At 73.8% G+C, this 11,811-nt stretch carries 10 protein-coding genes; 9 read left to right on the top strand and 1 reads right to left on the bottom strand.

What is annotated here, in order from left to right; all coding sequences use genetic code 11:
• The first annotated feature begins 238 nt into the window (after positions 1-238).
• From aroF to metK, 7 genes are all read left to right on the top strand, one after another.
• The gene (gene aroF / locus NBH00_RS17470) at positions 239-1,126 is read left to right on the top strand and encodes a 3-deoxy-7-phosphoheptulonate synthase (protein ID WP_254569875.1); all 888 of its coding nucleotides are present in this window, start codon (positions 239-241) and stop codon (positions 1,124-1,126) included.
• A gap of 46 nt (positions 1,127-1,172) precedes the next feature.
• On the top strand, positions 1,173-2,219 hold the full coding sequence (locus tag NBH00_RS17465; protein ID WP_254569874.1) for a prephenate dehydrogenase/arogenate dehydrogenase family protein: 1,047 nt from the start codon (positions 1,173-1,175) through the stop codon (positions 2,217-2,219).
• The gene (aroA, locus tag NBH00_RS17460; RefSeq protein ID WP_254569873.1) at positions 2,216-3,529 is read left to right on the top strand and encodes a 3-phosphoshikimate 1-carboxyvinyltransferase; all 1,314 of its coding nucleotides are present in this window, start codon (positions 2,216-2,218) and stop codon (positions 3,527-3,529) included. Before NBH00_RS17465 ends, aroA begins: the two co-directional genes overlap by 4 nt.
• Before the next feature lie 54 nt (positions 3,530-3,583).
• Positions 3,584-4,165 carry a (d)CMP kinase gene (gene cmk, locus NBH00_RS17455; RefSeq protein ID WP_254569872.1) on the top strand — a complete coding sequence of 194 codons (582 nt, stop codon included), beginning with the start codon at positions 3,584-3,586 and terminating at the stop codon, positions 4,163-4,165.
• Positions 4,162-5,610: a ribosome biogenesis GTPase Der gene (gene der / locus NBH00_RS17450; protein ID WP_254569871.1), complete on the top strand. Its 1,449-nt coding sequence runs from the start codon at positions 4,162-4,164 to the stop codon at positions 5,608-5,610. The genes cmk and der overlap by 4 nt, the downstream gene beginning before the upstream one ends.
• On the top strand, positions 5,591-7,075 hold the full coding sequence (locus NBH00_RS17445) for a hypothetical protein (protein WP_254569870.1): 1,485 nt from the start codon (positions 5,591-5,593) through the stop codon (positions 7,073-7,075). The genes der and NBH00_RS17445 overlap by 20 nt, the downstream gene beginning before the upstream one ends.
• Before the next feature lie 67 nt (positions 7,076-7,142).
• A complete protein-coding gene (gene metK / locus NBH00_RS17440; RefSeq protein ID WP_254569869.1) occupies positions 7,143-8,360 on the top strand; it encodes a methionine adenosyltransferase in 1,218 nt (405 codons plus the stop codon).
• A gap of 234 nt (positions 8,361-8,594) precedes the next feature.
• On the opposite strand, the gene NBH00_RS17435 is transcribed toward metK, so the two are convergent.
• Entirely contained in the window at positions 8,595-9,062 is a 468-nt protein-coding gene (locus NBH00_RS17435; RefSeq protein ID WP_254569868.1) for a PH domain-containing protein, read from the bottom strand.
• A gap of 22 nt (positions 9,063-9,084) precedes the next feature.
• Between NBH00_RS17435 and priA the strand changes: the two genes are divergently transcribed.
• Positions 9,085-11,157 (top strand): replication restart helicase PriA, encoded by a 2,073-nt coding sequence (gene priA, locus NBH00_RS17430; protein WP_254569867.1) that lies wholly within the window; start codon positions 9,085-9,087, stop codon positions 11,155-11,157.
• A gap of 51 nt (positions 11,158-11,208) precedes the next feature.
• Complete coding sequence (gene def / locus NBH00_RS17425; RefSeq protein ID WP_254569866.1) at positions 11,209-11,811, top strand: peptide deformylase; 603 nt, start codon at positions 11,209-11,211, stop codon at positions 11,809-11,811.

Here is an 11,811-nt window from a genome sequence, read left to right as displayed (position 1 = left end):
CGCCGACACCTCGCGCAGCACCTGCAGCGGCCGCCCGGCCGTCGCGCGCGTCGTCGGCGTGACCTATGCGTATGCCTGGTCCTGGCGATTTAGCTAGGCGCTCGGTCGGCTGATCCCTTCGGTCGCCCCTTCCTCGGGCCTTCGGGTCGAGCGCCACCTCGGGTGGACGTCGCCGACGTCCACAGCAGCAGACCGCACGTACTCTCTTCAGGCAGACGAACACGCAAAGGACGCACCGATGACGACCGTGATGCAGCAGCCCGACCCGGCCCCGGCGGCCGAGCCCGACGTCCCCGGCCGGCCCTACCGGCTCGCGAGCGGCGAGCGCCGCGAGCGCTCGACCTTCGAGATCGGCGGCCGCCTCGTCGGAGGCGACCACTTCGCGATGATCGCGGGCCCGTGCACCGTCGAGTCGCGGGAGCAGCTGCTGTCCAGCGCCGACGCGATGCTCGCGGCCGGCGCGACGATGTTCCGCGGCGGGGCGTACAAGCCACGCACGAGCCCGTACGCCTTCCACGGCCTCGGCGAGGACGGCCTGCGGCTGCTCGCGGAGGCGAAGGAGCGCACCGGCCTGCCGATCGTCACCGAGCTCATGGACGTCCGCGACGTCGAGGCCGTCGCCGAGGTCGCCGACGTCATCCAGATCGGCGCCCGGAACATGCAGAACTACACGCTGCTGACGGAGATCGGGCGCTCCGGCGTCCCCGCGCTGCTCAAGCGCGGGCTGTCGGCGACGCTCGACGAGCTGCTCAACGCCTCCGAGTACATCCTCAAGGAGGGCAACGAGAAGGTCCTCCTCTGCGAGCGCGGCATCCGCACGTTCGAGACGGCGTACCGCTTCACGCTCGACCTCACCGCGATCCCCGTCCTGAAGGAGCTCACGCACCTCCCGGTCATCGTCGATCCCTCGCACGCCGCCGGGCGCCGCGCGCTCGTCGAGCCGCTGAGCCTCGCGGCCGCGGCGGTCGGGGCGGACGGCATCATCGTCGAGGTGCACCCGGACCCCGACAACGCGGTCTGCGACGGCCCGCAGCAGCTGCGCAACGACGACTTCCCCGACTACCTGCGCAAGGTCGAGCAGGCCGCCCGGATCGCCGGCAAGCTCGTCGGCGGCGTCGCGGCCTAGGCGCGCGCGGACGGCGACGGACACGGGTCGAAGGCAGGTCACGAGCGTGCGCGTCGCCGTCCTCGGTGTGGGGCTCATGGGAGGGTCGGTGGCGCTCGCCGCCCGCCGCCGCGAAGGTGTGCGGGTGCTCGGCTGGGACCGTGACCCCGCGGCCGTCGAGCAGGCCCTGGCCGCCGGCGTCATCGACGACGTCGCCCCGGGAATCCCGGCGATCGGCGCGTTCGCCCCCGACGTCGTCGTCGTCGCGGTCCCGCTCGCCGCCCTGACGGCGACCGTCGCCGCCGCCTGCGCCGCCGTCGCCGGGACCGAGGCGATCGTGACCGACGTCGGGTCCACGAAGGCGGAGGTCGTCGCCGCCGCGCCGACGGAGGTGTTCGTCGGCGGGCACCCGCTCGCGGGCGCCGAGACCGCGGGCGTCGCCCACGCCCGCGCCGACCTCTTCGACGGCGCCACCTGGTACCTCACGCCGACCGCGGCCTCGTCCGGCGTCGGGTACGAGCGCCTGCACCGCTTCGTGACGTCGCTCGGCGCCGCGCCCGTCGCGATCGACGCGGCGGCGCACGACCGCCTCATGGCCGCCGTCAGCCACCTGCCGCACGTCCTCGCGAACGTCATGGTGCAGCAGGCCGCGGCGGCGCTCGGGGGCGAGACGCTCCCCGCGACCGGCCCGTCGTTCCGCGACGCGACCCGGGTGGCCGGCGCGAATCCCCTGCTCTGGGGCCAGATCTACGCGGCGAACGCCGCCGCCATCGGCGTTCAGCTCGACGAGACGATCGCCGCGCTGCAGGACGTCCGCGGGCGGCTGCACGACCTCGAGGCGTGGCAGGCCGAGGCCCAGCAGCTCCGCCGCGCGCTGCTCGAGGTCGGCTTCGACGGCGGGCCCCAGCAGGAGCTCCGCGTCTCCGTCCCGAACGTCCCCGGGGTGGTCGCCGACCTGGCGCTCACCCTGGGTCACGCCGGCATCAACATCTCCGACATGTCGCTCGCGCCGTCCCCGGACCGGCAGACCGGCGAGGTCGGCCTCTGGGTCGCGGCGGCCGACGCCGAACGCGCTCGTCAGCTCATCACCGCGAAGGACCTTCCCGTCACATGACGCCCACCACCGTCCGCTTCGACCCCGTCCGCCGGCTCCGCGGCGAGCTCACGCCGCCCGCCGACAAGTCCATCAGCCACCGGGCGGCGCTCCTCGGGACGATGGCCTCCGAGCCCGTCCGCGTCCGCAACTACCTCGACGCCGCCGACACGAACTCGACGCTCGCCGCGATGCGGCAGCTCGGCGCGCTCATCGACACCCAGCCGGACCACATGGTCATCCGGGGGACCGGCCTGCGCGAGGCGGCGCCGGCCGAGGGCACGATCGACGTCGGCAACGCCGGCACGCTCATGCGCCTGCTGCCGGGCTGGCTCGCCGCCCAGGAGGGGCGCGCCTACACGCTCGACGGCGACGCGTCGATCCGGAAGCGCCCGGTCGACCGGATCGCCGTCCCGCTGCGCCGGATGGGCGTCCACATCGAGGCGACCGACGAGCGCTTCCCGCCCTTCATCGTCCACGGCGGGCGCATGACCGGCATCGACTACACGCTGCCGGTGGCGAGCGCCCAGGTGAAGTCGTGCATCCTCATCGCCGCGCTGACGGCGAACGGCGAGACGACCGTCCGCGAGCCCGAGCCCTCGCGCGACCACACCGAGCGCATGCTCCTGTCGGCCGGCGTCCCCGTACACCGGGCCGACGGCGCGGTCACCGTCCTCAACCAGGACGAGCTCGTCCTCGGCGAGGAGATCGTCGTCCCCGCCGACCTGTCCAGCGCCGCCTTCGCGATGGCGGCGGGCATCCTCGTCCCGAAGTCGCGGCTGCTGCTGCGCGGCGTCAACACGAACTGGACGCGCACCGGCTTCGTCCGGATCGCGCAGCGCATGGGCGCCATCATCATCGGGGACCTCGAGGAGCACGGCGCGCCGCTCACGGCCGGTGAGCCGATCGGCGACCTCGACGTCACCGCCGGCCCGCTCGTCGGGACGACCGTCGAGCCGTGGGAGGTGCCGCTGGCGATCGACGAGCTGCCGCTCGTCGCGCTGCTGGCGTGCTTCGCCGAGGGGGAGACCGTCGTCCGCGGCGCGGCCGAGCTGAAGGTCAAGGAGTCCGACCGCATCCAGACCGTCGTGGACGGCCTGAACGCGCTCGGCGGGCAGCTCGAGGCGACCGACGACGGCTTCGTCGTCACCGGCACCGGCGGGTTGCGCGGTGGCACGATCCACTCGCACGGCGACCACCGGCTCGCGATGCTCGGCGCGGTCGCCGGCATGGCGTCGAAGGAGGGCGTCGAGGTCGTCGGAATGGACGCCGCCGACGTGAGCTACCCCGGCTTCGCCGACGACATGGCCGCGCTGCTGCCGTCCTCCTGAGTGCGGACCGCAGGCGGGCGCACGGCACCGCCGTGCCATCATCAACGAGTTCAGATGCTCGTAGCCCTCGACGGACCCGCCGGGGCCGGGAAGTCCACGGTCGCCCGCGCGGTGGCCGAGGCCCTCGGTTTCACCTATCTCGACACCGGTGCCATGTACCGGTGCGTCGGGCTGCGCGCGGCGGTCGACCCCGACGTCGACGCCGCGACGCTCGACATCCGCTTCGACGGGGAGCGCGTGCTGCTCGACGGCGAGGACGTCAGCGACACGATCCGCACGCCCGAGGCCGGCCAGGTCGCCTCGCGCATCGCGACCGACCCGGCCGTCCGCGAGGCGCTCGTCACCGCGCAGCGCCGCATCATCGCCACCGGCGACTTCGTCGCCGAGGGGCGCGACATCGGCACCGTCGTCGCCCCGGACGCCGAGGTGAAGGTGTGGCTCACGGCGTCCGCGGAGGAGCGCGCCCGGCGCCGCGAGATCCCGGTGCAGGAGCTGACCGAGCGGGACGAGCGCGACGCGAGCCGCGAGACGTCCCCGATGAAGCCCGCCGACGACGCCGTCGAGGTCGACACGACGGGCCTCGCGATCGACGAGGTCGTCGCGCGCATCGTCGGCCTCGTGGGGGCGGTCCGATGAAGGTCGCGGTCGTCGGCTACCCGAACGTCGGCAAGTCCTCGCTCGTCAACCGCCTGACGCAGACCCGCGAGGCCGTCGTCCACGAGCGCGCCGGCATCACGCGGGACCGCAAGGAGGTCATGTGCGAGTGGAACGGGCGCCGCTTCACGCTCATCGACACCGGTGGCATGGACTTCCAGGACGAGGACCCGATCTCGGGCTCGATCCGCGAGCAGGCGCAGGCGGCGATCGCCGACGCGCAGGTCGCGATGCTCGTCGTCGACGCGCGGGCGGGCATCCGGCCCGGGGACGAGGAGATGGCCGACCTGCTGCGGCGCTCCAAGCTGCCCGTCGTCCTCGCCGTCAACAAGATCGACTCCGCGCAGGACATCCCGTCGACCGGGGAGTTCTGGGCGCTCGGGATGGGGGAGCCCGTCGCCGTCAGCGCCGCGCAGGGCCTCGGCACCGGCGACCTGCTGGACCGGCTCACCGAGCTGCTGCCCGAGGACGACGAGGCCCCGGACGAGGACATCGTCCGCCTCGCGCTCATCGGCCGCCCGAACGTCGGCAAGTCCACGCTCGTCAACCAGTGGCTCGGCTCCGAGCGCGTGATCGTCTCCGACGTCGCCGGGACGACGCGCGACACGATCGACCTGCCGTTCGAGTTCGAGGGCCGCAAGCTCGTCATCGTCGACACCGCCGGCATGCGCCGCCAGGCGAAGGTCCAGGAGTCGGTCGAGTACTTCACGACGCTGCGCTCCCAGCGGGCCGTCGAGCGCGCCGACGTCGCCCTCGTCATCTGCTCCGCCGAGGACGGCATCACCGCGCAGGACCTGCGGATCGCCGAGCTCGCGATGCAGGAGGGGTGCGCGACCGCGCTCGTCCTGAACAAGTGGGACGAGTTCGGCCTCACGGAGGAGGACCTCATCCACGAGCGGGCCAAGGCGACGCGCAAGCTCCGCCTGCGCCCGAAGGTCCTCACCGCGAGCGCGCTGACCGGCCGCAACGTCGCCCGGGTGCTGCAGGAGGCGATCGTCCTCGGCGACCGCATGACCGGCCGCATCCCGACGCCCGAGCTCAACCGCTTCCTCGCCGAGACGACGCAGACGAAGCAGCCGCCGGCGAAGCAGGGCCACCGCCTGAAGCTCATCTACATGGCCCAGATCGGCGAGCGCCCGCCTCGCTTCGCGATCCAGGTCAACTCGCGGGGCCGGGTGACGCGCGACTACGCCTACTTCGTCGAGAACCGGCTGCGCGCCCGCTACGGCCTGGACGGCGTGCCGGTCATCATCGACTTCAACGAGCGCGGGTCGGGGCGCCGCGCGCCGGGCGGCGACCATCGCGCTGACCGCCTGAAGGGCGTGCAGGAGGAGACCTTCGAGGAGTCGGCCGACGTCGGCTTCCTCGTCGAGTGGGAGGACGAGGACGGTCACGACGACTCGGGCGATGACGACCTGGACGAGTGAGCCCCGGCGCCTCGCCGCTGCGGCGGCGGCGCTCGCGGTGCTCGTCCTCCTCGCCGTCCTGCTCCTCCGTGGGGGTGGGTCGACGGGCGCCGGCGGGCCGCCGGCTGCGCTCGCGACCCGCCTGGTGCCGGCGGACGCGCTCGTCTACCTGCACCTCTCGACCGACACCGGCCGCTCCGGCACGGCCGACGCCGCGCGGCTCGCAAAGGCCTTCCCGGGCTTCGAGCGCGAGCGCCGCAGCATCATCCGGCGGCTGTCGGCGCCCGGCTGCCCGCTCCCGGCCTCGGCGCTGCGCGACGGCCACGAGGCGGCGCTCGCCCTCGTCGACACCGGCGGCGGCACCGCGGGCTCGCTCGTCTACGTCGACACCGGATCGGACGCGAAGGCGCCCGACCGCACGTGCGGCGGGGTGCAGACGACGAAGCTCGGCCGCTTCCTCGTCATCGGGCAGGCGCAGACGCTCCCGATCGCGAAGCGGCTCGCCGCCGGGAAGGGCCGTGCGCTGGCGGACGTCGCGGGCTACCGGCGCACGCTCGCCGAGCTGCCGAAGGACCGCGTGGCCGACGCCTGGGCGTCGAAGGCCGGCGTGGAGCGCCTGCTCGCGCCGCAGGGCGGCCTGCTCGGCGCCGCCGGCACGCTGCTCGACCAGCCGGGGCTCGTCGCGACGGCGCTCGCGGTGACGGCCGCGGGCGCGCACGGCGCGAAGGTCGAGCTGCGGACGCTCCGCTCGGCGTCCTCGGCGGCGGCGGGGGCCTTCACGTCCTTCACCCCGACGATCCAGGACGCGGTCCCCGCGAGCGCCTTCGGGATGCTCGCCGTCCAGGGGCTGCCCGGCGCCGCGACGCGGCTGCTCGGCATCGCCGGGGCGGGCGCCGCGGGCCTCGCGCCGCTGCTCGCGCGGGCCGGCGCCGACCTCGCGCCGCTGGCGGGCGTCTTCGCGGGGCAGGTCGCGGTGACCGTCACCGCGGCGACCCCCGCGCCGGTGCTGTCGCTCATCACCCGGCCGGCGGACCCGGCCGCCGCGGCGAAGACGCTCGCGGCCGCGCGGCCGAAGATCGCGCGCCTGCTCGCCCCGACCGGCGGACCGGTGCCCGAGTGGAAGGTCGTCGGCGACGGCTTTCGCCTGCGCCCGGGCGCCGGGATCGAGATCGACTACGCGGTCGTGCGGGGGCTCGTCGTGGTGTCGACCCGCTCCTCCGGCATCGCCGCCGTCCGAGACCGCACACGCCGCCTGACGGACACCGTGGCGTGGCGCGGGGCGGTGGGAGAGGTCTCCGGACCGGTCACATCGCTAGGCTTCCTCGACTTCAACCAGCTCCTACGGCTGGGCGAGCAGACGGGGCTGAACGACAGCAGGGCCTACGTGGCGGTCCAACGCGACCTCCAGCGGCTCCGGTCTGTCGGGGTCCGCTCGTCCTCCGCCGGAGACGAATCCACCCTGGAGCTTTTCCTCTCCTTGCCATGAACCAGCGGAAACCTCGCCCTGGGGGCTCGGTTTCCGTGCACGTAGCGTCCGATTTGAAAGGGCCCCGATGGCTCAGTTCGCCGATAACGAGTACCTGTTCACCTCCGAGTCCGTGACCGAGGGTCACCCGGACAAGATCGCCGACCAGATCTCGGACACGATCCTCGACGCCATCCTGGCCGAGGAGCCGTACGCCCGGGTCGCCTGCGAGACGCTGGTCAACACCGGCCTCGTCGTCGTGTCCGGTGAGATCACGACCGACGCGTGGATCGACATCCCGCAGCTCGTGCGCGACACGGTCTGCGAGATCGGTTACGACAAGGGCGAGTACGGCTTCGACGGCAAGGCCGTCGCGGTCATCACGACCATCGACAAGCAGTCGCCGGACATCGCGCAGGGCGTCGACAAGGCCCATGAGGTCCGCTCCGAGGGCGGCACCGACGAGCTCGACATCGCCGGCGCGGGCGACCAGGGGATGATGTTCGGGTACGCCTCCAACGAGACGCCCGAGCTCATGCCGCTCCCGATCTCGCTGGCGCATAAGCTCGCCGCCCGCCTGTCGGCGGTCCGCAAGGACGGGACGCTGCCCTACCTGCGCCCCGACGGCAAGACCCAGGTCACCGTCCGCTACGTCGACGGCAAGCCCGTCGAGGTCGTCAAGGTCCTCATCTCCACGCAGCACGGCGAGGACACGACGCAGAAGACGATCCGCGAGGACCTCTGGAACGAGGTCGTCACGAAGGTCATCCCGGCCGACATGTACGACGAGGCCAAGCTCAGGACGAACGCGAACTACCTCGTCAACCCGACGGGCGTCTTCGTCATCGGCGGCCCGGTCGGCGACTGCGGCCTGACCGGCCGCAAGATCATCGTCGACACCTACGGCGGCATGGCCCGCCACGGTGGCGGCGCCTTCTCGGGCAAGGATCCGTCGAAGGTCGACCGCTCGGCCGCCTACGCCGCGCGCTGGGTCGCGAAGAACATCGTCGCCGCCGGCCTCGCCGACCGCGCCGAGGTCCAGGTCGCCTACGCCATCGGCGTCGCGCACCCGGTCTCCGTCATGGTCGAGACGTTCGGCACCGAGAAGGTCAGCCGCGCGAAGATCGCCGAGCTCGTCGACACGCACTTCGACCTGCGGCCCGGCTCGTTCCGCGAGGAGCTCAAGCTCCACCGGCCGATCTACAAGAAGACCGCCGCCTACGGCCACTTCGGCCGTGAGGACGACGATTTCGAGTGGGAGAAGACCGGCAAGGCCGACGCGCTGCGGGCGGCTGCGGGGCTGTAGGCCTCCTCACAAGCTGTTGCCGCGCCGAGGGGCCGTCCGCGTTGCGCGGGCGGCCCTTCGTGCGTCTACCGCGGATTGCGGATGCCGGGGACAACGACAATGCAGGCACTGTCGCTCAGCGACAGTGGCTGCATTCCCGTTCGCGGGCAGCGCGCCGCGGACGCCCGGCGGCCTCCGACTCCGCCGTCCCGGCCGCCGGGGACGTCGGCGCCCGTCACCGCGAAGGCGGCAGCCCTACGAGGCCGCCGGTGGGTCCAGCCGCTGCGCCCGGTCCACCGCCGCCACGACCTCGTCGGGGTTCGCGACGCCGGAGAAGGTGAAGTCCGAGTCGTCGGTGCCCGCGGTGTCGAAGTCGACGGTGCCGATCTGGAGGATGCGCTCGAGGAGTGACTGGTCGGTGTTGACGTTCTGCACGCGCTCGAGCTTCGTCTGCTGGACGGAGCGGGAGAGCAGGCCGCGGCGGATGTGCAGCCGCTCGCTCGTGATCGTGTAGGTCGTCCCGATGCGCTTGAGGAAGCCGACGAGGAGGACGAGCGCGAAGATCACGAGGAACGCGAGGACGCCGCTGCCGGTCTTGTCGACGGCCTTGACGATCGCGCCGACGACGATCGCCCCGAGGAAGCCGAGGACGTAGAAGCCGAGGATCGACCGCCACGACGGACGGCCCGCGAAGAGGATCTGCTCGCCGGGGTGGAGGTCCATGGCGGCCATTATCCTCGCCCCCGTGTCCCGCGTGGTGAAGGTCGAGCCGCTGACGACGGCTCGCGCGCTGCGTGGGCCGTTCGACTACCGCGCGCCCGAGGGGGCGGTCGTAGGGACGCGGCTCGTCGTCCCGTTCGGCCACCGGGACGTCCCCGCGGTCGTCACGGGCCTGGCGGACGACAGCGAGCACGACGTCGTGGACGTGCGCAAGGTCGTCGAGCCGGCGCTACCGCCGGAGCTCGTCGACCTCGCGTTCTGGATCGCCGACGAGTACTGCTCGACCCCCGCCCGGGCGCTCCAGCTCATGCTCCCGCCCGGCGGCGCGCGTGCGAAGACCGCCCTGTACGCGGAGGCGACGGACGCGGCGCGGGACCCCGAGGTCCGCCTGACGGGCGCCCAGCGCGCGCTGCTCGACTCGCTGCCCCGCTTCACGGGCGGGGACACGGCGGCGCTCCGCCGCCTCGAGGGCCGGGGCCTCGTCGCGATCGTCCCGCGCGTCGTGCGCCGGGTCCCGCTGCAGGTCTCCGTCGGCGCGGTCCGCGAGCGCCCGCGGCCGACCGTCGCCCAGCAGGCCGCCATCGACCGCCTCACCGCCGCGGGACCCGGCGAGCAGCTGCTGCTGCACGGCGTCACGGGGAGCGGCAAGACCGAGGTCTACCTCCAGGCCGCCGAGCGGACGCTCGCCGCGGGCCGGTCGGTCCTCGTCCTCGTCCCCGAGATCGGCCTGACGCCGCAGATCGTCGCGCGCTTCGCCGAGCGGTTCGGGGACACGGTCGCCGTCCTGCACTCGCAGCTCTCGGCCGGCGAGCGCCTCGACGAGTGGATGCGCCTGCACCGCGGCGAGGCGCGGGTGTGCGTCGGTCCGCGCAGCGCCGTCTTCGCCCCGCTGCGCGACCTCGGGCTCGTCATCGTCGACGAGGAGCACGACAGCTCCTATAAGCACGAGGGCGACCCGCGCTACGACGCCCGGGGCGTCGCCGCGCAGCGGGCGGCGGCCGCCGGGGCGGTCCTCGTCGTTGGCTCCGCGACCCCGCGGCCCGAGTCGATCAACGCGATCCCGCGGCTGCAGCTCGCCGAGCGCGTCGACGGCCAGGGGATGCCGCCGGTGCGCATCGTCGACATGCGCTCGGCCCCGAACGCCCTGCACCCGGACACGCACGCGGCGCTCATGGGGGCGCGCAAAGCGATCGTCCTCCTCAACCGGCGCGGCTGGTCGAACTTCCTCAACTGCCAGACCTGCGGGCACGCGTGGGAGTGCCCGCAGTGCGACGTGACGCTCGTCCTCCACGCCGCCCAGCGCGAGATGGCCTGCCACCACTGCGGCCACCGCGAGCCCGTCCCGCGGCGCTGCCCGACGTGCGGCGGCGTCTCGATCGCCCGCCACGGCACGGGCACCGAGCGCCTGGCCGACGACCTCGCCCAGGCCGGGGTCCCGGTCTTCCGCCTCGACGCGGACGTCGGGCGCGGCGCGCAGGTGCTCGCCGCCTTCGGGCGCGCCGAGCGCGGCATCCTCGTCGGCACGCAGATGGTCGCCAAGGGCCACGACTTCCCCGACGTCGACCTCGGCGTCGTCGTCGACGCCGACAGCACGCTGCGCTTCCCCGACTTCCGGGCGGAGGAGCGGACGTTCGCGCTCGTGACGCAGCTCGCCGGGCGCGCCGGGCGCGGACACGCCGGCGGCCGCGTCCTCGTGCAGACGCTCGATCCCGAGGCCGAGTCGCTGCGCTTCGCGGCGCAGCACGACAGCGACGGCTTCCTCCGCGCGGAGCTCGGCCGCCGGCGCGCGCTGCGCTACCCGCCGTTCGCGACGCTCATCCGCGTCGTCTGCGGCGCGGAGGCGCCCGGCGCGGCGCTCAGGACGGCGACGACGATCGCGACCGGCCTGCGCGAGGGGGAGCCGGACTCCGGCGCCGGCGCGCAGATCCTCGGGCCGGCGCGGCTCTTCCGCCTGCGCGGTCGCGAGCGGGCCCAGCTCGTCGTCAAGGCGTCCGACCGGACGGCGGCGATCGCGCTCGTCCGCGGGGTCGTCGACGGCGTCGCCGGCGGGCGCGAGCACCGCGGCGTGGCGCTGAGCGTCGACGTCGACCCCCAGTAGCCCGTCACGGGACGGTGGCGCGGGCGTCCCGCCGGTACCCTGGAAGGTGCAATGGCCGACCAGGAACTGCAGGAGCTCGACCCCGCCGACATCGAGGTCTCCCCGCCGCCCGCGCCCGACCCCGAGGTCATGGCGCGCCGCCGGGAGGCGCTCAAGCGCGTGCGCAAGTGGGGCGACCCGGTCCTGAAGACGCGGGCGCTCGAGGTGTCCCGCTTCGACGACGCCCTCCGCACCCAGACCGAGGCGATGGGCCAGCTGATGGACGACGCGCTCGGCGTCGGCCTCGCCGCGACGCAGGTCGGCCTGCTGCAGCGCCTCTTCGTCTACCGCGTCGTGCAGGGCGCGCCGCTGAACGTCCTCGTCAACCCCGTCATCGAGTGGTCCTCCAAGGACGAGGAATGGCTCGAGGAGGGGTGCCTGAGCCTGCCCGCCATCCACGTCGACGTCGAGCGCCCGGTGCACGTCCGGGTGTCCGCGCAGGACGAGTGGGGCGAGCCCCTGTCGATCGAGGCGAGCGGCCTGGAGGCGCGGGTCATCCAGCACGAGCTCGACCACCTCGACGGCGTCCTCATCCTCGACCGGACGCCGCGCGGCCAGCGCAAGGAGGCCATGCGGGCCCTCCGCGAGGCGCTGGCCGACGATGAACATCCCTAG

It is taken from the genome of Paraconexibacter antarcticus (assembly GCF_024220175.1).
Lineage (GTDB): Bacteria > Actinomycetota > Thermoleophilia > Solirubrobacterales > Solirubrobacteraceae > Paraconexibacter > Paraconexibacter antarcticus.
Note: the sequence above shows the minus strand (reverse complement) of the source record. Positions and strands in the feature narration are given on the sequence as shown.